The organism is Pontibacter brevis (genome assembly GCF_054779655.1).
The window spans coordinates 354,772-377,979 of the sequence record NZ_BAAGXV010000090.1; the positions used below are offsets into that span (position 1 = coordinate 354,772).

A 23,208-nucleotide genomic window follows, 5' to 3' on the forward strand; every position below is an offset into this window, starting at 1 on the left:
TTATTAGCCGTTCACATCAAAATTAATGCCCTGGCAAGGAAAGTTGGCATCTTACTGTAACTGCACCACCATAAGGTCGTTAAAGAAATCAAAACTGCAAGAAACAGGAGATGCAGTTATAAGGGATTAAGGTTTAAAGAAGTAGAGATTCCTGTAAATTTGTACTAATACTATATAGTTGAGAAGTACGGTTTATCGAATCTAAAAACATAAGGGTGAAAAAAAGCCGGAGCTTCTCCGGCTTTTTTATTGCCCTTTATTCTAGGTCTGACTCCTTAAGGTACTGGTAGTTTTCTGACGCGGCAGTTCTTGGTTTATTGGAGTCTGCCCGATGCAGGTGCAGCGTTTGGGTCGGGAACGCAAAATCAGCCCCATGCCTTTCCACAATATCCACAATCTTATAGTTGATTTCCTCCTTTATATCAATAAACTCGTTCCAGTCCATGGTGTCTACAAAGTACAGCACCATCACGTCTTTAGAGTGCGGCCCAAGGCTCAGGAAGCGGATACGCCCGTCCTGGTTCGTGCGGGGGTGCTGATCAATAAACTCCTGTATGTCACGCGTAATAGCACGTATCTGCTCAGAGGTTGTCTCATACGTCAGGTTAATGTCGAACTTAGCCCGGCGGAAGGTGCGTAGTGTCAGGTTGTCCAGCGGCTTATCAATCATGTGCTTGTTGGGCAGCGTCACAAAACTTTTCTCCAGTGTCCGGATACGGGTGCTCCGGAAGCCTATTTTCTCTACCACGCCTATCAGTTCGCCTACCTGCACCAGGTCGCCTACTACAAAAGGCTGGTCCAGGAAAATAGTGAATGAAGCCAGCAGGTTCTCAAGGCTTTCCTTTGCGGCAAAGGCAATGGCCAAACCGCCCACTCCCAGGCCGGCCACCAGGCCAGCTACGTTTACCCCGAACACAGCGCCCAGCATGGTCAGGAATGAAAAAATGACAATAAGCACTTTTGCAAAGTCCTTGAAGAAGGGCACCAGCTGGTCATCCAGCTTGGAGGAGGTTCTTTCGGTGCGGAGCTTAAACACCATTCCTATAAAATCAACAAAACGCAGGATAACCCACGTCAGGGCCACAATCACAAACACCTGGTAGGTGCGGAAGGCAAAAGTTTTCAGGAAGTGGTCTCCCTCGCGTATTTCAGTAGGGTCGAGGGGATAGTCCAGCACCAGGAAAGCAAAGTACAGGAAAATAAGCAGGAGCAGTACCTCCAGCGGCTGTATCAGCAGGCGCTTGAAGGCATCCTGGTCGTCACCCTCCGTAAAGCGGTCTACGAGCTTGTAGAGGATTTTAGACAGCAGCCGGGACAGTACTGTTCTAAAGATGAGACCAATCAGCAGGATGCCTAAAAACATCAGGAACTCTGCTACGGTGTTCCCTAAAAACTCATAGGCAAGAATATCTCTCCAGTTCTCTCTCCAGTTCATATCATTCAATTATAGCAGCTGGCTCAGTGCTATTTCAAAGCTTGTTTTTGCGATATCTGTTTTCTGCGCGCGCTTTTCATGCGCCTTCTCCAGCGCAGTGCGGATGGTGGCAGAAATGTCAGTGAAGATAGCCTCGTCCGTAATCTCCACTTCGCTCTCCATGAGGTAAGCAAACACCCGGGCCATACCGCAGTTGGCGATAAAGTCCGGGATTACGGCTAGTTTGCTGTCAGCAAATTCGGCGGTAGGCCCGAAGAAAATCTCGGGGTCCTGAAAAGGAACGTTGGCACCGGAAGAAATCACTTCCATGCCGCTGCTGATCATCTGTTCTACCTGTGCACGGGATACAAGGCGGGAGGCAGCAGCAGGTACAAATATCTCAGCCGGCAGCGACCAGATGCGCTCGTTTACCTCCTCAAAAGGCAGCAGCCCCACCGGGTGAAGGGCGTTGCCCTGGCGGTTCAGGAAGAATCCTGTGATTTCCTCAAAGGAGAAACCATCTTCTTTTATCAGGCCACCAGCCCTGTCGATGATGCCGACAATGCTGACGCCTTTGGAGGCCAGGTAATAGGCAGCCGAAGCTCCTACGTTCCCCCACCCCTGAATAATCGCTCTTTTGCCCTCGAATTGGCCGCCCCAGATAGCGTAGAAATGGCGCACGGACTCTGCCACACCATAACCCGTGATCATATCGGCTATAGTATACTTACGGGTGGAGGAAGGGGAGTAATGCGGGTCCTCGATTACCTTTACCACTCCTTGGCGCAGCTGCCCTATCTTGTTTATTTTCTGTGGCTCGGTAGCGTTGAAGTGTCCGTTCACGATGCCTTCCTGCGGATGCCAGAGACCATAGTCTTCCGTGATAGGAATTACCTCGTGAATCTCGTCCACGTTCATGTCGCCGCCGGTGCCATAGTAGTTCTTCAGCAGGGGAATTACCACTTTATACCAGCGCTCCAGCACACCGCGCTTGCGTGGGTCGGCAGGGTCGAAGTTGATGCCTGACTTGGCTCCTCCGATAGCAGGGCCGGATACCGTAAACTTTACCTCCATGGTTTTGGCCAGCGACTCTACCTCTCGCTTGTCCAGGCCTCTGCGCATGCGGGTACCTCCACCTGCGGCTCCACCCCGCAACGAGTTAATCACCACCCAGCCTTCAGCTTCTGTTTCTGAGTCTTTCCATTCAAAAACAATCTCAGGCCGCTTGTTCTCGAACTTTTCAAGTAAGTCTTTCATCTGTTTTGTTCGTCTGTGCTAAACCATGTTTTGCAAAGGTACTAAATAAGACAGGAGTGTACGAGCATGCAAAATAGCTTAGCAGAGGTATATAGCCCCCCCGGTGTTGTCCTGCGAAGCGCCTGTTACACTACGGAGGCAGTTGTGTTCTCCGCGCCAGCGCAAGGTTCCCAGGAAGGCAAAAATCAACGCTTCCTTGAAAGACACCACCTCCGGATCCGGGACCTCTACCTTATACTGTTCCCCGAGGTACTCCTGTAGCAACCCAACAAGGAACAGGTTAAAGGCGCCGCCGCCGGTTAATAACACCCGGTGTTGCCCTTCATGTAGCTTTGGCAGTGCCTGCTTTACCTGAACGGCTATGTGGTGGCAGGCAGTGTGCAGTTTGTCCTGTACAGTGGCCTTATGCGCGGTGATGGCTTTAAGGCTGTTCTCCAGTACCCACTCCTTGCCCAAAGATTTTGGAGCTGGTGCAGTAAAATAGGCCGGGGCATTCAGTTGCTGTAGCAAATCCGGCTGCAGGGAACCAGACCTGGCCATCTCACCGTTATTATCATAGGCGTTCCCAACGCTGTTAGCCAACATGTTTAGCAGCATGTTACAGGCGCATATATCAAACGCCACCCTCCTCTCGTTTTGTGAGAAGGAAACATTGGCAATGCCTCCAAGGTTAATACAGTAGTCGTATTCCGGAAAGAGTAATTCATCACCGATAGGAACGAGTGGTGCGCCCTGGCCACCTAAAGCGATGTCCAGTGTCCGAAAGTCGCAGACTACAGGCAGCCGGGCATGGGCAGCAATGTAGGCGCCATCACCCAGCTGAAAAGATATGTGTTTATCCGGCTGGTGAAAAATAGTGTGCCCGTGGGAGGCAACAAAATCAGGTCGGATATCGTGTTGTTGTACGAAAGTATGAACTTGTTGTCCTAAATAGGTGCCGAAGGAATGGTGTAGCCGGATGAGTTCCAGTGCGTTGGCAGTCTCGGCGTCACGAAGAGATTCAATTAGAATATCTGAATATGTTAATGTATTAGTATGTAGTATCTTATATATCCAATTTTCTCTTGTATACGTAAGCCTACAATACGCCAGGTCGAGGCCGTCTAAGGAGGTGCCCGACATAAGCCCTATAACATGATATGAAGTGTCCATAATCAAAATTAGTAAATACTAAGCACTGTATGTCAGCCAAATAGTGCAGGCTTCGTATATATCTGAATATGAATAAGAATAAGAACGTTAATTGATTTATAGAAACTGTAAGGTATAATTATTAATTATGAAAAGTTTGTTGTCAAGAGTAGAATCTAAGAAGATAGATAAGGCTGCGGCTATGCTGAAGGTATTGGCCCACCCAAAGAGACTGGCGATAGTAGATTTGCTTGGAAAGGAAGATAAAATGACTGTTACTGAGATATATAAACAGTTAGATCTGCCTCAGGCCATCGCATCGCAACACCTCATCACACTGAAAGACAAGGGCGTTTTGTCCTCGTTTAAAGTGGGAACAAAGATTTATTATTCACTGGCGATCCCTAAGTTGATCGATGTGATTGACTGCCTGGAAGAATGCTGCGTCGATATTTAGTAGTAGTTCACGCTAACTGGTTGCAGCCATGGTGTGTATGATAAAAGCCTAAGGCCTCCGCATTTCACTTTAGATGAAGTCTGCGGAGGCCTTAGGCTTTTGTTTTTACTAAGAAAAAAGGGCTGTTCACCCAATTTTAATGATTGGCTTCTTCGGGTTGGTTTTCCAGGTTAAACAGGTCATTCAACAGGTCGATAAGGGTTTCGGCTTCACCTCGCTTGCAGGCAGCCTTCAGTTGCAACACCGGAAGCTTGATTATTTTCTGCATCATAGACTTAGTGATGTTGTCTACCAGCTGCGTCTCCTTAGGGCCTAGCTTTTTCATGTACCGCGCCATTTCTTCCTGGCGGATTGTTTCCAAAGCACTCTTCAGGCGGTTAATAGTAGGAGACACCATCATTTCCTTGGACCAATCATTAAACTGGTCGATGGACTCTGATATGATTTCCTTTACTTTGGGGACAGCGTTGATGCGGGTTTGCAGCGCCTCAGAAGCTTTGTTCTGGATGGTGTCGATGTTGTAAACCAACACGCCGGGCACTGTTTCTACTTCCGCTTCTACACTGCGCGGTACCGATAAATCAATAAAGAATTTAAACGACAGTACGTTCAGGCGCTTCACCATCTCTTTGGTGAAGAAAGGTGTTTCACGGGCTACAGACGAGATGATAACATCTGCCTCCTTCATGCCCTGCACAATGTTCTCAAACGGTATCACCTCCATGCCGCATTCATCTGCCAGTGCCTTCGCTTTGGCTTGCGTACGGTTCGTGATTTTTACATTCTTAAAGCCACTGTCTTTCAGGTTACGGCACACATCAGCGCCAATCTCACCTAAGCCTACTACCAATATACTCGGCTCAATTAGCTCAGCTGTTAAATCCTCGATCAGCTCGATAGCAGCATAAGAGGTAGAGGCAGCACCATCACGGAAGGCAGTTTCCTGCACTACGCGCTTGTTCGTAAAAAAGATCGTGTGCATCAGGCGGTGCAGGAACGGGCCGGCGGTCTCGTTGTCGGCAGCCCACTGGTAGGCTTGCTTCACCTGGTTAGAAATCTGCATATCGCCCACCACCTGCGACTCCAGTCCCATCGATACATCAAACAGATGCTGCACGGCATCGTCGTGTTCGTTCAGGATGGTGAAGTAATCCAGGTATTGGGAGATATTTTCAATGCCTTTGGTGATGCCCAGCAGCTTTACAATTTCTGCGCTGTGGTCGATATCGGCATTGTAATAAACTTCGGTGCGGTTGCAGGTAGAAAGCACCAGTATGTCAGAAGCCTGAATAAAGCTCTTGAGCGTCTGTAGGAATAGCCTGCAGGAAGTTTCATCTAAGGCAATCAGTTCCCTGATATCCAGCGGCGCTTTCTTATAAGACAGGCTGATTGCTTTGAAATTCTGAAGCATAATAACGTGTGTCTACTGGAGTGCAAAGTTACAGTTCAATTCATTAAAATAAAACTTCCTTGCGCTCATTGTTTAATTTATACTAATTTCAAATAAATTTCGTGTAAACTGCATGATTCCCATTTACTCCCAAAAGAACAGGATAAAGCTTGTTTTTGTTATCATCGCCCTTATCATTGGAGCTGCCACTATCACGTATACAAACATCTTAGTTAGCAGGCTGTCTGAGCGGGAGCAGGAACTTGTCCAACTCTACGCAAAGGGCCTTCGCTACATGATCAATGCGCCAAGCGACGATAATATTGTGTTTATTGAAGAAGAAATCCTTTCCTCCAACCATACGGTGCCTGTTATCCTTACAGACGAAAATGAGAACATCCTTGATTCAAAGAACATAAATATTCCCGAAAACATTTCGGGAGACACAGATAAAATCAATCAGCTGCTGCAGCGCGAGATTGATAAGATGAAAACACAGCATGCGCCCATTGTGGTGCCCTGGGCCGAAGGATCTGTCAATTATGTATTTTACAAAGATTCAGCGCTGCTCTCGCAACTCCGGTATTATCCATACGTGCAGCTTATCGTGATTGCCTGCTTTGTCTCCATGGCTTATTTTGCCTTCAGCTACTCCCGCCGTGCCGAGCAGAACAGGGTGTGGGTAGGTTTGGCGAAGGAGACGGCGCACCAGTTAGGTACACCGCTCTCCTCGCTGATGGCGTGGTACGAGTACATCAAGTCGAGCCCGAAGTTTGAAAAGGAACCGATTATTGATGAACTGGGCAAAGACGTGCGGCGGCTGGAGATAATAACAGAGCGCTTTTCCAACATTGGCTCAGTGCCAACCCTGCGCGACGAGAATATCCTGCAGGTAACGGAAAACGCCATCAATTACCTGCAAAACCGTATTTCGCGCAAGGTTGCCTTTTCCGTCACTTCTGCCTTCCCCCCCGATGTTACGGCTAAAGTGAACGTGTCGCTTTATGACTGGGTAATTGAGAATATCTGCAAGAATGCTGTGGATGCCATGGAGGGCAGGGGGAGTATCGACATACAGCTGTCGTTATTTGGCAAGAGCAGCGTGGCCGTAGACATTACCGACTCAGGCAAAGGCATTCCTAAAAGCAAAATCGATTCTGTGTTTCTGCCGGGTTACACCACTAAAAAGCGGGGCTGGGGGCTGGGCTTGGCACTGGCAAAGCGCATCATCGACAACTACCATGAAGGCAGGCTGTATGTGAAGTGGTCGGAGGTAGGCAAGGGCACCACGTTCCGGATTGTGCTGAACCGATAGAAGAGAGTTGGGGAGTTTTAGAGTTAAAGGGGTAGGGAGGTAGAGGGTTGGTAGAAAGTTAAAAAATTAGAAAGTTAAAAGGGGTGATTGGGGAGGGTTCTTTCCTGTGCTGTTTCCTTTGTCCGCAAGTACTTCATCTAGTAGTCCTTTGTCAAATAAATGGTAGAAGTAATAAAATATAGCGAGGAGTATAAAGCTGCCTGGGACGCCTTTGTGGCAGGTTCCCGAAACGGCACCTTTCTGCTGCACCGCGACTATATGGAATACCATGCTGACAGGTTTAAGGACCATTCGCTGCTCTTTTACCGGAAAAACAGATTAGTAGCTTTGTTGCCAGCCAACGAGGTGGGGCAGGAGGTGCACAGCCACGGTGGTTTGACCTATGGCGGCATCATCAGCGACAGCCGCATGAAAGCACCGGTGATGCTGGAGGTGGTTGAAGCGATGAAGGTGTACTACAAGGAGGCAGGCTTTCGAAGCATGCTCTACAAAACAATACCGCACATTTACCACCAGGTGCCGGCAGAGGAAGACCTGTACGCGCTGTTCCGTTACGGTGCCAAGTTGTACAGGCGTGACGTGAGTTCGGTCATAGATCTGGCCCAGCCTGTCAGCTATAACAGGAAGAGGCGATGGGAGGTGAAGAAGGCAAAGGGGGAAGAACTGCAGGTGCAGGAGTCGCAGGACTACAGCCGGTTTATGCAGATCGAGCAAGCCCTGCTGGAGGAGAAGTACAAGAAGCAGCCAGTGCATACCGCTGAAGAAATGCTACTACTTGCCTCCCGCTTTCCAAAGAATATCAAGCTGTATGGCGGGCATGCAGGTAATGCAATGGTGGCAGGTGTTGTGATGTATGAGACAGCTACTGTGGCACACTGCCAGTATATGAGCACTACGGCAGAAGGCAGAGCGCTAGGCGCAATGAATGTGTTGGCAGACTATCTGATAACAGAGGTGTACCCACACAAAAGGTACTTCGACTTTGGCGTCTCCACAGAAGAGCAGGGGCAGTATCTGAACGAGGGGCTGGTTCGAAACAAAGAAAGCTACGGAGCCCGCACAATCGTGCACGATTTTTATGAGTTGCTGTTTTAACGTCAGGCACTAAAAGAAAGGCTGCTCCGGGTAAGAGCAGCCTTTCTTTTAGTGGTAATCTGATCAAACCGCTTCTGCGGCAGGTACCGCCTCCACCTCATTCTTCTTGCCAAGCAGCCGGATAACTCCCCAGAGTATGCCTGCCCCGATTAAGTAGACCAGCAGCCAGTGCACCCCTAGTGTCGATAAGTTTGTGCAGACTATGTTTGCCACCAACGCTACCGTCACAGCATAAGGCAGCTGCGTTTTCACATGGTCGATGTGGTTGCAGCCGGATGCCAGCGAACTCAGGATGGTGGTGTCAGAAATAGGAGAGCAGTGGTCGCCGAACACAGAACCGGCCAGCACAACGGAGATAACATTGTAGATGATGGGCATTGTTTCTTCCAGCGTAAAGCCCTGCATCTGGCACACGTACCAGGCGGCAGGCAGCATCAGCGGGTACAGGATGGCCATGGTTCCCCAGCTGGAGCCTGTAGAAAAGGCAATGATAGCTGCCAGGAAAAAAGTAATTTCAGGCAGAAAGTGCGGTGAGATGTTGCCAGAAAAGAGAGAGGTCAGGTACTCTGCAGTATATAGCTGCTGTGTTACGGTTGCCAGCGACCAGGCCAGCACCAGGATGAGTATGGCCGGTAACATTGTTTTGAAGCCTACTACCAAAGACTCCATCGTTTCCGTCAGACTCATGATGCGCTGGCTCACCGTCAGTATAACCGCCACTATCACCCCGGAAAGTGAAGCCCAGATTAGAGAGACGTAGGAGTTAGAGTCGCCGATGGTGATGGAGAGTTTGCGAACAAAACTAAGGCCCGGATCGGCCCATGTATCTGGGTTGTAGCCCGTGTAGAGCAAGCCTGCCAAAGTGCCGAAAATAACCACCAGTACTGGTAGCAGCGCATTGACGGCACGTGTGCGTGTGGCATCCACCGGTTCGAACTCAGCCATTTCCTGCTGTTGCCTCGCTTCGCCTTTAGGGTCCATGCTGGCAGAGGTAACGGCACCGGTGGTGCGGGCACGCACTTCTGCGCGGTGCATGCCTCCAAAGTCGCGGTTCATAAGAATGAGCATCAGCATAAACACCAGCGTCAGTACAGGGTAATACGCATATTCCAGCGAGTGGAAGAACAGAGAGTAAGCTCCTTCTTCTATACCCAAAGAGGTGGCTGCATCTTTGATGTAACCCAGCTCTGCGCCTACCCATGTGGTAACAAAAGCGATAGATGCTACCGGGGCAGCGGTGCTGTCTACGAGGTAGGCCAGTTTTTCACGTGAAATCCGGTGCCCGTCCGTTACAGGGCGCATGGTATTACCTACGATAAGCGTGTTGGCGTAATCGTCAAAGAAAATAGCTATCCCTAATGCCCATGTCACTATCTGTGAGCTTTTGGCCGACCTTGCATAGCTGGAAAGCAGGTTCACGATGCCAGCCATACCGCCATTTTTAGAGATGATGGCTACCATACCGCCAATCAGCATTGAAAAAAGGATAACTGAAACATGGTCGGAGTCTGTGAGTGCGGACATAAGGTAAGTATCGCCAACAGCCAGCAGGCCTGTAAAAAAGGACTTGAAAGAAAAGCCATAAACTACAAAGCCGCCTACCCATATGCCTGCAAACAATGCCAGTAACACCTCCTTGAAGATAAGTGCCAGCACAATGGCAATGAGCGGAGGAAGAATAGACAGCCACATCGGGAATTCACGCATTCCCCCCGCTGCTTCTTCATCCATTCGGTAGAGGCGCGCCAGGGTATGGGTGCCTAAGTTGGCGCTCAGCTGCACCAGTGCAGCTGACTGAGGTAGTACAAGCCGGGTTTCTCCATCCTTGAAGTCTGCTTCCTGTAGTTCTCCGTTCACCCGAAGCGGCAGTATGCCGGTGTACTTAACCAGATTACCTGCCTCGTTCGTGGTGCGGAGAGAGAAGGCTGTGTCATTAACGGCTTGCAGGGAGAGCTCTTCAATTGCGGCCTTGTCAATGGCTTCCTGTGCCTGTGTCCGGAAACACAACAGCAGGAGCAATAACAGGCTCAGCAGGGACTTATATAGCTTCATTAAATAGGGGAATCAGTTCATTTCAACCCCTTAAGTAACAAAAAAATAAGGAATTTTAAACGTCTTTGGCGCGGGTACTGTTGGTGGCGGAGGTCTAAGTGCTGGTTTTAAGGGTGTTGAATTGTCGCTTTGGTCACACCTGTTTGCCTGCGTCTGCTGAAGTTTTCTTTTTCTTCCTCCGCAAACCGGCCACTCTAAATGTAAGCTGAATCGATTTGTGTAGTGTTATCAAAGCAGCTTTCTGCTTGTAGATGTTGAAATAACGGAGGCACAGGATAGCCTGGAATGAAGGGCTACTGCGGGGTATAAAATAAAACAGGCCCTGCACAATGTGGTACAGAGCCTGTGAAACATAGCGGAGCAGGACTAGCGGTTTAGTACTACTTTACGTGTCGCCACTTTATCTGAATAGAGTATCTGCAGGATGTAAGTGCCGGACGCGGCACCCGGAAGGCTTATCTGCTTTTCATAAGTACCTTTAAAAGCAGGGACTACTTCTTCCATTACCAACTGGCCTGTAGAGCTGATAACCCTGATTCCAACGCTCTCTTCTTTCGCCATACTGAAGGACAGTGTGAAAGCTTCGGAAGCAGGATTCGGGTAAACTTCCATGGCTTTGATGCCTGCTGTGGTTTCGGCAGTAACTATCAACTCATCAGAAACAGGCGAAGTGCAACCGTTACTGGTTACCTGTAACGTGTATGTGCCGTTTCGCCTGACGGTGTACGTCTGAGTTGTAGCGTCTTTTATGGCCGTTCCATTGAGGAACCACTGGTTGCCCTCTGCCGCGCTGGAAGTAAGTAACCTTACATGTTGCGTGATAACAGGCTTGGCCGGAATCTCTATTACAGTTACAGGTGTGGCTGCTGAAATGCTCTGGCACCCACTTGTGTTGGTGATGGCTACAGTGTAGTTGCCACTATTTGCTACAGTAACAGAACGTGTTGTCTCGCCATTACTCCACAGGTAGCTGCTACCTTCCGAAGCGGTAAGCACGACACTGCCGCCAGCGCAAAAAGTAGTGGCTCCAGTGGCTGTAATGGTAGCTGTTGGCAAAGGATTTACAGTAATAGTAATGGCGTCCGAGGTTATGGAGCAGCCAGCTGCCGTAGTTATTTGCACAGAATAGTTGCCTCCGCTGGTCACAGAAACTGAGCGGGTAGTAGCCCCGTTGCTCCACAGGTAACTAGCCCCCTCCTCAGCTGTAAGTGTCACGCTACCCCCCTGGCAGAAGGTAGTATCACCAGAAGCAGTTAAGGTGCTGCCAGGAAGCGGGTTAGCTGTTACAGTCACAGCTTCAGAGGTAGCCTCGCATCCTGCAGCGTTTCTAACGGTTACAGTATAGTTGCCGGAAGCAGTTATATTGATCGCTTGTGTTGTCTCCCCGTTTGACCAGCGGTAGGAGGTGCCTTCCGAAGCGGTTAGCATGACGTTGCCACCTTCGCAGAACGTGGTGTCCCCGGATGTCATGATGGCAGCAGTTGGTAGTTCATGAACAAGAACAGTTGTGGCTGCAGAAGTGGCTTCGCAACCGCTCTCGCTCGTAACAGTAACGGTATAGTTGCCAGCTTCTGTTACTGTTACTGTACGGGTTGTTTCGCCGTTGCTCCATAGGTAGCCAGCTCCTTCCGATGCTGACAAGATCACGCTGCCGCCTTCACAAAAAGTGGTGGTGCCGCTGGCTGTAATCGTGGCCACAGGAAGCGCAAATACGGTAACAGTTTTGCTGACCGACACGACGCCGTTACAGTCGTCGTAAGCATTCAGTGTGATCGTGTAGGTGCCCGGTTCGTTATAAGCCAGGTAAGTGTTCTGACCGTCTGCCCGGGCTACATCCGCTCCTTCATAAACCCATTCCACACGTGTGGCACCTTTGGTTTGGGATGCGTCCAGCAGCATCTCTGTTCCTGCGCAGGTTGCTGCGCTAAAATTGACTACCGGGTCAGCAAAATGGAATGCGGCCACTAACGGCTCAAGTTTTCGGGAGATGGCAGGCTGGATGAACATAGCCAGGTCGGCTCCCCATCCGGCAAGGACTGTATCCCAGGAACCATCCTGCAATTGCTCCCAGCCTTGCACACCAGCAGCAGGCTTTTCAGTAACAGTGTGTGTGGCAATAGCTACCTGGCTGTTAGCTTCATAGTTCAGCACAACACCCGCCATAAAGTCACCGGCAACAGGTACAGCAGCACCAAATATCACTTCGGTTGCTCGCTGAGCGGCTACGTCAGCAGCTATATCGCTTATTTTGATGCTCCGGGAAGCAATGATTTCGCCCGGCACGCCATCTGCGACACGCCAAACAGCTATTTTTACCGTAGCAGTGTCGCTGGCCGTTGTATCAGCATATCCAAACCTGATCTTAACCCCGGTTAAGTAGGAGTTGCCTTCCCGGTCGTAAGTAAACATGTTGGCCTTAGCCAGGTCGCCGTAAGTGTTATTGCCTGTAACAAAGCCATCACCTGATTTATATGTGGTAGGCGTGCCGGCAAAAGGAGCGTTCAGTTCTTCACAGTGGTTGTCAGCAACCACTACATATCCCTCCCTGACAAGGGGCGCAGTAGCCGTACCATTAGACTTTTTTGCTGTGAGGATAACTTTATAAACCCCAGGGGTAGTGTATTGGGCAGTTGGCGATTCTTCTGTTGATGTTACTGTCTTCGCTCCCTCAAACTCCCATTCGTATGCGTCGGCGTTAGTGGAGGTGTTTATAAACTTTATGGACCTTCCTGTTACTACATTGGTATAAGCCGTTGTAAAATCAGCTACAGGCAAATCGCGCACGCGCAGGTTAACGTCTACTGCGTATTCAGGGTATCCGGCTTTATCTGTTTTAACCAGCACCTTTGCTTTATGGCTCCCTACATTCAGGTAAGCTGCATCAAGCTGAACAGTAAATTCGGCTTCTTCTCCTGCGGCCAGGGCACCTGATGCAGGTGCTGTGGCGATCCAGGCAGGAATGCCAAGTGCCCTGATTTTAAAAGTATTAGTGTTATAGGAGGTCCAGGAGGTGCCATTGATGCTGTACAAGTTTACATTGGTTCCGGGAGATCCACTGTTATAACCCTGCGCATAGGGTACGCCATTGTATATAAAGACAACCCAGAAAACATCGTTCAAAACAAAGCTATGCGGTTGCTGCAGCGGAATGGATGCAAAAGCGCCGTCACGGGTGTTGGCATCCGGAGCCAAATTTTGCTGCGACAATAAAGTGCCGTTGGTTGGGGAAGTTCCTCCCTTGTACACTCTCATGACTATGTTGGGATCTGTCGCAAACTGCGTACGATAGTAGTTTTGTACCTGTAGCAGCGTAAAAGAGGGCGTTGTTACAGTAAACTTCATAGCGGTCCAGAATACGGCAGTAGTGCTGTTCCGTCCAATAAAGTCGTCCGCCACACGATCCGGATCATACTTTAGGGTTTGTGGCGTTTCTGGCTGTATCTGTAATGTATAGTTGAGGGTACTGTTTCCATCATTCTTTATTTTCACCACTTCGGTAGCTGTTGTCGCTTCTTCTTTATCTATGGTTACATGCAGCGTAACCGGCGTAACAGCCACTGGAGGCGCTATGGCCGTTGCCATCAGGTGGAGTGTTACAGCGGGAGCATCAGGGGCATTTGAAGAGAGTGTCAGGGTACCTGCTAAAGCGTCAACTCTGGAAGGCTTGAACGTAATACTGACTACTTGCTGCTCTCCTGGCTTTATAAGGATAGGGGCAGCGGGTGAAAGCACAAAGTCTGATGCGGGAAACGCACCTCCATCGAAGCTGGCGGTATTTATGTCCAGGTTCGCGACACCTGTGTTCTTTATTAGTACACTCTTCGTAACGCTGGAGTGAGCATACAGCGTGCCGAAGTCCACTGTTGTATTGTCTACGACCATTGTTGGCTGCCCTCCTGTGATGGTAATGATGAGCGGCTTGTTGGCTACAGGCTCTAAAGGATCGTTGCTTTTGATTTGCACGTTTGCCTTGAATGTTTCGTTTACCAGCTTTTCAGCATCTACACTTAAAGCAAATAGCTGGGACTGTGCCGGGGCAACAGTCCCAGATGCGGGGCTGATGGTTAAGCCATCTGAGCAGGTAGCCCTGATCCTGAAGGCTGCGATGTCCAGGAAAGCGGCCAGAGACTGCACATCATCATAATGAGTGCCATCACTACTAACAAAGAAGGTTCCCGATCTGGGGCCGGTATTATCGAATGCCTGTGGAGCACGGAGCTCTTCTGGCAAGCTGAAGTCAACCCAGAATACATCACCAGGAAGGAAGTGTTGAGGCTCATGTAATTGAAAGGTAAGCAGGCTGCCCTCGGCTTCAACGGAACTAAGGGTGGTCTGAGAAGTAACGAGCGTCGCATTGCCTGGGCTTGTGCCTCCTTTGAATATGCGTATACCGATAGGGACGTTGGCGGTAGCAGCGATATTGCCGTTGATATGGTTCTGTACGTGCGTCAGGTAAAAACCTCTCGGGCCTGCTATAAACTTTACCGCTGCATAAAAGCCTCCCCCAGACAACCCGAGGCTGTTTTCTGCGTCAGGTTCTCCGTTGTCGTAAGAAAGCACATTTTTGCCTGATGTAGGTATAACGGTTGCCGTGTAGCGTAATGGCCCATTGCCTATGTTGTTCAGGTTAAAGTTCTGGGTGGCTGTAGCGCTTGCGTCCCTGTCTATGTTGAATGTTAAAGTAGAGCGATCTAAATCAACTTTCGGTGCATCCAGTGTTCTTGAGCTCACTATGTTCGACAGTGTGCCATCGCCGTAAAAAGATCTGGCCATAATAGCAAAATAGTAGAAAGTGCCTGGGGTAAGGTTCTTTACTACAAGCTCCTGGGCTGTTCCTGGTTGAGCAGGCACTACGCTGGCTGTGGTTCTGGTTGCAGAAGAAAAATTAGCGGTCGTAATGGGAGCCGTGGCGTAACGCACGTCGTAAAGTGTTGCAGCCTCTGTCCCGTTCACGCCCGGTGATGTCCAGGAGAGGCGGACAGTTGTCTCTGTTGTGTTACTTGTTTTTAAATCAGTAATGGCAGAAGGAGCAACTGTGTTTGTGATGCCCTGGATTATTCTTGTTGCCTGATACAGATTGATACGGCCAGCGCCGAGCTTGCCTGCATACTTAGGGTCCTGCCCTGGTGCGTTATCAATCGGGTCGGCAGAACTTTTCAGGATATGCAGAACAGCCTGTGGCGTCAGGGTGGGGTTTTCGGATAGCATGTGCGCCACCATGCCCGCTACCATTGGAGCTGCCATAGAAGTACCCCAGCCCAAGGCATATGAACCCGTTGTGCCACCAGCCACAGTGCTCATAATGGCAGAGCCGGGAGCCGTAACATCTACCCAGGTGCCGTAGCTCGTGAAGGAGCTGGCTAAGTCATTGTTGTCTGAACTGGCGACGGCAATCACGTTATTGAAAGCGGCAGGGTAAACCATGGCTTCGTTCGCACTGTTGCCGGCTGCAGCCACCACTACAATACCATTAGCCGCAGCTTCATTGAACAGGTTATGGAGGGTTACGCTACTGCCTGAGCCTCCCCAGGACAGGCTGAGCACACGTGCCCCCTGGTTGATGGCATAAATCACACCTTCGTAGGCACGCTCAATTGCTCTTGTACTGGAGGCTGCATCGCTGGTGCATTTCACGCCCATAATGGAGATGTTGTTGTTACTTACAGCAGCAACACCCATGTTATTGTTTGTTACTGCCCCGGCAATTCCAGCGCAGTGCGTACCGTGCGAAAATACTCCCGGTGCTGCCGCATTTGCGCCTGTGGTAGGTGGATTTGGGTCGTCATCCTTGTCAGCTACATCATAGCTTTTAGCAACATCTATGTTAGCCGCCAGGTCAGGGTGCGAAATCATAACAGCATCATCTATAATGGCAAGTAATGTTTTATTCGTGCCCGTTTGTATGCGAAATGCATCAGCTGCTTTGGTCAGGTTTATCGCGTATTGGTTGTTACCTGTATAATAGGGGTCGTTAGGAGCCTGGGTTGTGACATAATAGGGCACCCGCTCGGCGTAAGCTACCTCTGGCATATTGTTTAGCTCCACCAAAAGGCTTTGAAGGTTCTCCGGCTTCTCCACTACCACTTCGTAAAGGTTTCTTGTAGAAGAAAGTTTTGAGTTAACCGGAAGCTTTGCCACGCTACTCGCGTCGAAACGCTGCAACGCACCACTGATTTTGCTGTTGATCGTCTTCGGGCGTGATGCTTTTGAGTCAAACGGCTGTATCTGTGAGCTTGCCTGTTCTTTGAGTTTCACAAAAACCCGGTCAGGCCAGTATACGGGTGTGTTGGCAGTGGTTAAGGGTTTAGGCGCAGCTTTGCGGAACTGTGCTGCAGGGCTGTTGCTGCTTCTGCTTTGCGGCTCCGCTTGCTGTAGGTTAGTTTTTTGGGAAGTGGCTGCTCCTACAGGCTTTGCAGTCTGCCATCGGGTGTTTTGCCCCATTGCAAACCAAGATAGCGGTAGCAACAGGCAGAGGAGTAAAATTCTACTCATATAGGATAGAAGGTTGAGATATTGGAAAAGTTAAAATTATGAACTCGTTCGATGTCTTCTTTCTCGTGGAAGTATTGGAGGTGATGAATGTGGATAAAAAGAAGGCTGCATCGGTGCTATAGCCCGCGCTAAATTATGGAAAATATATAGTATATAAAAGGATGGATACTTATCGATCTACACCACGGTCTGGAAGAGACTGTGTAGATTAAGTTATAAAAGAGAGAGGTAATACGCTGTGGTTCCAGCATGCCAGGTTTATACCCCTGCACTTTATCAGAAAGTCTCAGGAGCTTAGGAGGAAGCCTGTCAAGTCTTAGGTGATAACGGGGTATAGGACAGGAAACCAGAAGGTATAAAAAAAGGGTTCGGTAGTTACAGCCTTCTCTCTTGCTGTGCATGCCAGTGCGGCTTGGCTGACGCTCTACTTTGCCCTGTTCACGATGAACACGCCCGCCAGAATCACGACCATGCCCAGGTAGTGCCACAGGTGTATCGTTTCTCCATCCAGCACACCCCACATCAGCGCTACAATAGGGATAAGGTAATTAATTGTACTGGCAAAAAGAGGGGTGGAAATATGAATAAGCTTGTTGAGCAGGATAAGGCCTACGGCCGTGCTGAACACCGCCAGCAACGCGATATACAGCAGCGCCTCCCACGCCCCCGGCACATACTGCAGCTTCTGAATGGCATCTGTAGTAGACAGGTAAGCTGCGGCTAAAGGCCCCACTGTGAGCAGTGCCAGGCTCGACATCACAATGGGCTTAATGCCTTGCAAGCGGTACTTGATGATGTTGGCGCTGCCTCCATAGCAGATAGTTGCCAGCACAATGAACAGGCCGTAAAACGCATTGTCAAGGTCGGCTCGGCCGTTGCCCGTAAAAATCAGCATGGCCGTGCCTGCTATGCCTACCAGTATACCCAACATGCGCATCCAGGTGATGGACTGCTGAAAGAAGATGGCGCCAATCAACAGGGTAAATAAAGCCGTGAGTGAATTGAGCACACCTGCCAGCCCGCTTGCCAGGCGCGTTTCGGCGTAGGCAAACAGAAATGCCGGGAACAGGTTGCCAAGCAGGCCGCTGGCCAGTAAGAATTTCCATCGGCGCGGCTCCACCTTCCGGAGGTGGGCGATGGCAAAAGGCAAAAGTGAAAGGCAGGCGATTACAATACGCAGTGCACCCAACTCATCAGAACTGAAGACAACAAGCCCCTTCTTAATAAGAATAAAAGAAGTACCCCAGATAAACGTGAGTACCACGATCAACAGCCAGGTAAGTAGCGGTGTTACAGTTTTCTCCTGCACGGGAGCGGCTTCGGTCTTAATAGTTAAAAAGTTAGAAGGTTATAAAATTAAAAAGTTACTTGAGGTATAAAGTTAGAGCGAGTCAGAAAGTTGAAAAATGGGGAGTTGGAGCTTTGAAAATAAACATCAAAAACTCCAACTCCCCATTTTTCAACTTTTAACCCTCTAACTTTCTGAGTTTCTAACTTTAAGCGTAGCTCATGGTCTGCGCAATCTCGTCCAGCGTGTCGTAGATTTCGTTGATGTCTTCGGACTGCACGAGGCGCATGCGCAGGGGCTTAAAGTGCGGTAGCCCGCGGAAGTAGTTGGTATAGTGGCGGCGCATTTCAAAAATGCCCAGCTTTTCGCCTTTCCACTCCAGTGAGTGCGTAAAGTGCTGGCGGCAAACCTCCACGCGCTCCTCCAGCGTCGGGCCAGGCAATACCTCGCCGGTATTCATAAAATGCTTGATCTCGTTGAAGACCCACGGGTAGCCGATGCTGGCGCGGCCAATCATAATGCCGTCTACACCATACCGGTTGCGGTATTCCACTGCCTTCTGTGGTGTGTCAATATCGCCGTTTCCGAAGATAGGAATCTTCATGCGCGGGTTGTTCTTCACCTCGGCAATCAAACTCCAGTCTGCCTCGCCTTTGTACATCTGCACACGGGTGCGGCCGTGGATGCTGAGGGCCTGGATGCCAATATCCTGCAGCCGCTCGGCGGTTTCTACAATATACTTGGTGTTCTCGTCCCAGCCCAGGCGGGTTTTAACCGTTACCGGCAGGTGTGTTGCCTTCACGATCTCCTCGGTCATCTTCACCATCTTGGGTATATCGCGGAGCAGGGCGGCACCGGCTCCTTTGCAGGCCACGTTCTTTACAGGGCAGCCATAATTAATATCAATCAAATCAGGTCCGGCCTGCGAAGACACAATAGCCGCCTCGCGCATGGACTCAATGTCAGAGCCAAAAATCTGGATGCCGATGGGGCGTTCGTAATCAAATATGTCGAGCTTCTGGATGCTTTTCGCCGCGTCACGTATCAATCCCTCCGAAGAGATAAACTCTGTATACATCAGGTCTGCGCCATTCGCTTTACACACTTTTCGGAACGGCGGATCGCTTACGTCTTCCATCGGTGCAAGCAGCAGCGGAAACTCTCCCAACTCTATGTTCGCTATCTTTACCACAGCTAAATCTATTTTTTCGCGTAAATTTACGTCAATTAAACCTAATCTTCTGTATGAAAGGTTTCATCTCCAAAGGTCTGCACCCATTTTGGGTAATATTGTTGCTGCTGGCATTTATGATGGGGGGCTACTTTGTGGCTACGTTCATCGTTACCTTGCTGGCTGACTGGTTTTTTGGAGTAGGTGTTTTTGAACTGATGGATGTGGCTTCTAACCCGGCTTCGCATCCGCAGGGCCCGAACGTGATGCTGCTGCTGCAGGCAGTGCTGCAGTTCGTTTCCTTTATTATTGGTCCGCTTATACTGCTGAGGGCCCTGGGCTATCATATTGACAATTACCTAAACTGGAAGGTGCCGTCTTCCTTTCTGCTCGTGTTGCTGAGCGGCCTGCTGATTATTGTCATTATGCCTGCCAACTCAGCCATCATCAACTGGAACGCAAACCTCGACTTCCCCGACTTTATGGAGGGGTTTGAACGCTGGGCGCGGGAGCAGGAAGATAGCCTGGCCGAAATCATGCGGCTGATCACACAGTTCGAAACAGTGGGAGACCTGCTGATAGGCCTGGTGATATTTGCCCTTATACCCGCTGTTGGGGAGGAACTGGTGTTCCGGGGGATTTTGCAGCGGCAGTTCTTCCGTTGGCTGGGGAATCAGCATGTTGCCATTTGGCTGGCGGCTGTCATTTTTGGTGCTATTCATGTGCAGTTCTTCGGCTTCTTCCCGAGGGTCCTGCTTGGTGCCTTATTCGGGTATTTATACTTTTGGTCGGGCCGTATTATTATACCGATGCTGGCGCACTTTGTAAACAACGGCTTTACGGTGCTAATGCTGTACCTGCACCAGACCCGCACCATCGAAACTGATATAGAAAGTACAGAGGCCATGCCTTTGTACGCTACAGCCATTTCTGTAATTTTGAGCGCGGCTGTAATTTACTTCCTTTACCAGCGCTTTTCCGCCCTGCCGGTGCGCCCGGAAAGTGCAGCGGAAGTCACGGAGGAAAACCAGTTACTTTAACTCCTAAACCAACACGCGGGCTGTCGCACTGCCGAAGCAAAACCAATTCATGAGAAAAAAAGTATCCACACTCAGTAATTTAAGTCAACGTATCATTGTCGGGGTGCTGGGTGCCGCGGTTTTTATTGGGAGCATCTGCTTTAGCGAATGGACTTATTTCCTGCTTTTCCTGGGGCTTACGCTCCTGGGTATAGCTGAATTTTACCGCATGGTGCACGAGCAGGGCATTCACCCAAACCGGGGAATTGGATTTCTGCTGGGCGGCTTGTTCTTTGTGTCGATGCTATTGGTACAGGCCGAGATAATGCCCGGTGAGTTACTGTACCTGTCGTTGCCGGTGCTCTTTCTTATTTTTATCTATGAGCTTTACCGTAAGCGGCCGCAGCCATTCACAAACATTGCCTTCACTATTATAGGAGTGGTGTATGTGGCGGGCCCGTTCGGCTTGCTGCACCTGCTGGCTTACCTGGAGGGGGTATATACCTGGCAGCCTGTTCTGGGCCTGATGCTGCTGATTTGGGCTTCTGATACAGGCGCTTATATTGCCGGGAAGAACTTCGGGAAGCATAAATTGTTTGAGCGCATCTCGCCAGGCAAAACCTGGGAGGGATGGATTGGAGGCACGCTGTTTTCCATCGCGGTAGGTTATGTGCTGTCGCTTTTTCTGCCGGACCTGCAGGTGTACCAGTGGATAGGGGTGGCAGTGATCGTTTCTGTGTTCGGGGTGCTGGGCGACCTGACGGAATCTATGTTAAAGCGCAGCCTGGGTGTAAAAGATTCGGGTACTCTGCTGCCGGGGCACGGTGGCTTGCTGGACCGTTTCGACAGCCTTCTGATGGCTATTCCTTTCATCGTTGCTTTCCTCAAAATCTTCTGAAAAAATTGCCAGCGGCCTTTAGGAGGTTGCAAGTAATATTATCAACTTTGCCGAATAATTGACTACTCACTATAAACCTAAAATAGTAGATGATGCTATATAAAGAGCCTGCGCCGATCAAGGATAGAGAAAATCCATTTGAATCGATGATGTCGCGTTTTAACGTTGCAGCTGAGGTACTCGGGCTGGATGAGGAGGTGTATAACGTCCTTAAGTCGCCTACCCGCCAGGTTATCGTTAACATTCCTGTCACGATGGATGATGGGAAAGTGCGTGTGTTCGAAGGTTTCCGTGTCATGCATTCCAACATCCTGGGGCCTTCTAAAGGTGGTATCCGCTATGCCCCGGATGTGTTCTTGGACGAGGTGAAAGCCCTTGCTGCCTGGATGACGTGGAAGTGTGCCGTGGTTGACATCCCTTATGGTGGTGCCAAAGGCGGTATTATCTGCGATCCTTATTCTATGTCTGCCGGTGAGATTGAGCGTTTGACAAGAGCCTACACCAATTCACTGATAGACATTTTCGGCCCGGACCGTGATATCCCTGCGCCGGACATGGGGACAGGCCCACGCGAAATGGCCTGGCTGATGGACGAATACTCTAAAACAAGAGGCTCTACAGAGCATGCGGTGGTTACAGGAAAACCGCTCGTGCTGGGTGGCTCACTGGGACGTGTAGAGGCGACAGGCCGTGGGGTAATGGTGTCTGCCATGGCTGCCATGGATAAGCTCGGTATGGATCCGAATAAGTCGACAGCTGTTGTGCAGGGCTTCGGTAACGTAGGTGCCTGGGCTGCCAAACTGATGGCGGAACGCGGGGTGAAGATTCTTGGTATCAGCGACGTGAGCGGAGCTTACTGGAATGACAATGGAATTGATATTGAAGCGGCCATTGAGTATAAGAACGAGCATAATGGCCGCCTGGAAGGTTACAAAGGCGCAGAACTAATCAACAGTGATGAACTGTTAACAGCCAAGGTAGATGTGCTGGTGCCCGCTGCCGTGGAAGATGTTATCACCATCCATAATGTGGATAAGATACAGGCCCGCCTGATTGTAGAAGGTGCCAACGGCCCTACTTCCTACAAAGCCGACAGCATTATCAACGAGAAAGGCATCATGGTGGTGCCGGACATCCTGGCAAACTCCGGCGGTGTAACTGTTTCTTACTTTGAGTGGGTGCAAAACCGCATGGGCTTTAAATGGACACTGCAGCGCGTAAATGAGCGTGCGGAGCGTATCATGAACGAGGCTTTCGAGCGTGTGTACGCGGCTTCACAAAAATATAACGTACCGATGCGTATCGCGGCCTATATCGTAGCTATCGATAAAGTTGCGATGACGTATAAGTACCGTGGAGGATTCTAAATATTAAATTTTTATAACCATAAACGTAAGTTTATTATTTTTGAAGCAGGATAATAGCCCATCCACCAAAATGGATGGGCTATTGTTAAATAGATAGTACCTGTGGATAACCCTAATACAGATGAAGATTCATAAAGAAGGACGGAGAATTTTATTTTTTACACTGTTGGTGCTGCTGGTGCTGAACCTGTTGCTCTACAACTTCAACGCTGCCAATGCTACCTTTAACAGGATTTTCTCAGGTGTTTCTGCCGTACTGTTTCTGTTGATTCTTCAGTTTTTCAGAAGCCCTTACCGTAACCTGCTGCTGCACGAAGACCTCATTACGGCCCCTGCTGATGGAAAAGTGGTGGTGATAGAGGAGGTAGAAGAGCCGGAGTATTTTAAAGGAAAGCGCAAGCAGATTTCCATTTTCATGTCGCCGATTAACGTGCACATTACGCGCAACCCGGTTTCAGGCATCGTGAAGTATTTTAAATACCATCCAGGTAACTACTTTGTAGCCTGGCACCCGAAATCGAGCACACAGAACGAGCGGACTACGGTGGTGGTAGAGTCTACTGCCGGTCCGGAGGTGCTTTTCCGTCAGATTGCCGGCGCCATGGCGCGCCGTATTGTGTGGTACGTAAACGAGGGAGATGAGGTAAGCCAGGGCGAAGAGTTCGGCTTTATCAAATTCGGCTCGCGCGTAGACGTTTTTGTGCCTTTAGATACTGAGATAAAAGTGGAGCTTGGCCAGAAAACCAAGGGTGGCCAAACGGTTATAGCCCAGCTGAAAACGGCACCGCCAACCTTGTTTGGGTAAGCAGCCGTAGCGTATCACGTAGCACGGTGCTCGTGTCACGACAAAAGGAATAGCATA

General features: G+C 49.8%; 15 protein-coding genes. 7 read left to right on the forward strand and 8 right to left on the reverse strand.

Features of this window, described 5'->3' with window-relative positions:
- Positions 1-256: 256 nt before the first annotated feature.
- The 3 genes from ACYVB1_RS22425 to ACYVB1_RS22435 form a co-directional block, all read right to left on the reverse strand.
- Positions 257-1,435, reverse strand: coding sequence for a mechanosensitive ion channel family protein (locus ACYVB1_RS22425; protein WP_460926050.1), 1,179 nt, complete (start codon positions 1,433-1,435; stop codon positions 257-259).
- 9 nt (positions 1,436-1,444) lie between these two features.
- A complete protein-coding gene (locus tag ACYVB1_RS22430) occupies positions 1,445-2,671 on the reverse strand; it encodes a Glu/Leu/Phe/Val dehydrogenase dimerization domain-containing protein (RefSeq protein WP_460926051.1) in 1,227 nt (408 codons plus the stop codon).
- Positions 2,672-2,749: 78 nt separating this feature from the next.
- On the reverse strand, positions 2,750-3,823 hold the full coding sequence (locus ACYVB1_RS22435) for an anhydro-N-acetylmuramic acid kinase (protein WP_460926052.1): 1,074 nt from the start codon (positions 3,821-3,823) through the stop codon (positions 2,750-2,752).
- A 139-nt stretch (positions 3,824-3,962) separates the two neighbouring features.
- Here ACYVB1_RS22435 and ACYVB1_RS22440 point away from each other — a divergent pair, with 139 nt between their 5' ends.
- Positions 3,963-4,259 (forward strand): ArsR/SmtB family transcription factor, encoded by a 297-nt coding sequence (locus ACYVB1_RS22440; RefSeq protein WP_460926053.1) that lies wholly within the window; start codon positions 3,963-3,965, stop codon positions 4,257-4,259.
- A gap of 136 nt (positions 4,260-4,395) precedes the next feature.
- Here the strand turns inward: ACYVB1_RS22440 and hemA are convergent, their stop codons facing one another.
- The gene (gene hemA / locus ACYVB1_RS22445) at positions 4,396-5,670 is read right to left on the reverse strand and encodes a glutamyl-tRNA reductase (protein ID WP_460926054.1); all 1,275 of its coding nucleotides are present in this window, start codon (positions 5,668-5,670) and stop codon (positions 4,396-4,398) included.
- 112 nt (positions 5,671-5,782) lie between these two features.
- On the opposite strand from hemA, the gene ACYVB1_RS22450 reads away from it, so the two are divergent.
- Positions 5,783-6,964, forward strand: coding sequence for an ATP-binding protein (locus ACYVB1_RS22450; protein WP_460926055.1), 1,182 nt, complete (start codon positions 5,783-5,785; stop codon positions 6,962-6,964).
- A 159-nt stretch (positions 6,965-7,123) separates the two neighbouring features.
- Positions 7,124-8,059 (forward strand): GNAT family N-acetyltransferase, encoded by a 936-nt coding sequence (locus ACYVB1_RS22455; RefSeq protein ID WP_460926056.1) that lies wholly within the window; start codon positions 7,124-7,126, stop codon positions 8,057-8,059.
- Between the two features lie 63 nt (positions 8,060-8,122).
- Here ACYVB1_RS22455 and ACYVB1_RS22460 read toward each other — a convergent pair whose 3' ends face one another.
- The 4 genes from ACYVB1_RS22460 to dusB form a co-directional block, all read right to left on the reverse strand.
- A complete protein-coding gene (locus ACYVB1_RS22460) occupies positions 8,123-10,111 on the reverse strand; it encodes a Na+/H+ antiporter NhaC family protein (protein ID WP_460926057.1) in 1,989 nt (662 codons plus the stop codon).
- Between the two features lie 366 nt (positions 10,112-10,477).
- The gene (locus ACYVB1_RS22465; RefSeq protein WP_460926058.1) at positions 10,478-16,603 is read right to left on the reverse strand and encodes a S8 family serine peptidase; all 6,126 of its coding nucleotides are present in this window, start codon (positions 16,601-16,603) and stop codon (positions 10,478-10,480) included.
- Positions 16,604-17,027: 424 nt separating this feature from the next.
- Complete coding sequence (locus ACYVB1_RS22470) at positions 17,028-17,912, reverse strand: DMT family transporter (protein ID WP_460926059.1); 885 nt, start codon at positions 17,910-17,912, stop codon at positions 17,028-17,030.
- A 187-nt stretch (positions 17,913-18,099) separates the two neighbouring features.
- Positions 18,100-19,083: a tRNA dihydrouridine synthase DusB gene (gene dusB / locus ACYVB1_RS22475; RefSeq protein WP_460926060.1), complete on the reverse strand. Its 984-nt coding sequence runs from the start codon at positions 19,081-19,083 to the stop codon at positions 18,100-18,102.
- Positions 19,084-19,136: 53 nt separating this feature from the next.
- Between dusB and ACYVB1_RS22480 the strand changes: the two genes are divergently transcribed.
- The 4 genes from ACYVB1_RS22480 to ACYVB1_RS22495 all read left to right on the forward strand — a co-directional run bounded on the left by ACYVB1_RS22480 (position 19,137) and on the right by ACYVB1_RS22495 (position 23,151).
- On the forward strand, positions 19,137-20,102 hold the full coding sequence (locus tag ACYVB1_RS22480) for a lysostaphin resistance A-like protein (RefSeq protein ID WP_460926061.1): 966 nt from the start codon (positions 19,137-19,139) through the stop codon (positions 20,100-20,102).
- Positions 20,103-20,151: 49 nt separating this feature from the next.
- On the forward strand, positions 20,152-20,979 hold the full coding sequence (locus ACYVB1_RS22485) for a phosphatidate cytidylyltransferase (RefSeq protein ID WP_460926062.1): 828 nt from the start codon (positions 20,152-20,154) through the stop codon (positions 20,977-20,979).
- A 92-nt stretch (positions 20,980-21,071) separates the two neighbouring features.
- A complete protein-coding gene (locus tag ACYVB1_RS22490; protein WP_460926083.1) occupies positions 21,072-22,346 on the forward strand; it encodes a Glu/Leu/Phe/Val family dehydrogenase in 1,275 nt (424 codons plus the stop codon).
- A 121-nt stretch (positions 22,347-22,467) separates the two neighbouring features.
- Positions 22,468-23,151, forward strand: coding sequence for a phosphatidylserine decarboxylase family protein (locus tag ACYVB1_RS22495; RefSeq protein WP_460926063.1), 684 nt, complete (start codon positions 22,468-22,470; stop codon positions 23,149-23,151).
- Positions 23,152-23,208 lie beyond the last annotated feature (57 nt).

Coding starts and splice junctions, on each gene's coding strand:
- ACYVB1_RS22495 (WP_460926063.1), top strand. CDS start 22,468: ATGAAGATTCATAAAGAAGGACGGAGAATTTTATTTTTTACACTGTTG.
- ACYVB1_RS22450 (WP_460926055.1), top strand. CDS start 5,783: ATGATTCCCATTTACTCCCAAAAGAACAGGATAAAGCTTGTTTTTGTT.
- ACYVB1_RS22425 (WP_460926050.1), bottom strand. CDS start 1,435: ATGAACTGGAGAGAGAACTGGAGAGATATTCTTGCCTATGAGTTTTTA.
- ACYVB1_RS22435 (WP_460926052.1), bottom strand. CDS start 3,823: ATGGACACTTCATATCATGTTATAGGGCTTATGTCGGGCACCTCCTTA.
- ACYVB1_RS22465 (WP_460926058.1), bottom strand. CDS start 16,603: ATGAGTAGAATTTTACTCCTCTGCCTGTTGCTACCGCTATCTTGGTTT.
- hemA (WP_460926054.1), bottom strand. CDS start 5,670: ATGCTTCAGAATTTCAAAGCAATCAGCCTGTCTTATAAGAAAGCGCCG.
- ACYVB1_RS22460 (WP_460926057.1), bottom strand. CDS start 10,111: ATGAAGCTATATAAGTCCCTGCTGAGCCTGTTATTGCTCCTGCTGTTG.
- ACYVB1_RS22480 (WP_460926061.1), top strand. CDS start 19,137: ATGAAAGGTTTCATCTCCAAAGGTCTGCACCCATTTTGGGTAATATTG.
- ACYVB1_RS22430 (WP_460926051.1), bottom strand. CDS start 2,671: ATGAAAGACTTACTTGAAAAGTTCGAGAACAAGCGGCCTGAGATTGTT.
- ACYVB1_RS22455 (WP_460926056.1), top strand. CDS start 7,124: ATGGTAGAAGTAATAAAATATAGCGAGGAGTATAAAGCTGCCTGGGAC.
- ACYVB1_RS22490 (WP_460926083.1), top strand. CDS start 21,072: ATGCTATATAAAGAGCCTGCGCCGATCAAGGATAGAGAAAATCCATTT.
- ACYVB1_RS22485 (WP_460926062.1), top strand. CDS start 20,152: ATGAGAAAAAAAGTATCCACACTCAGTAATTTAAGTCAACGTATCATT.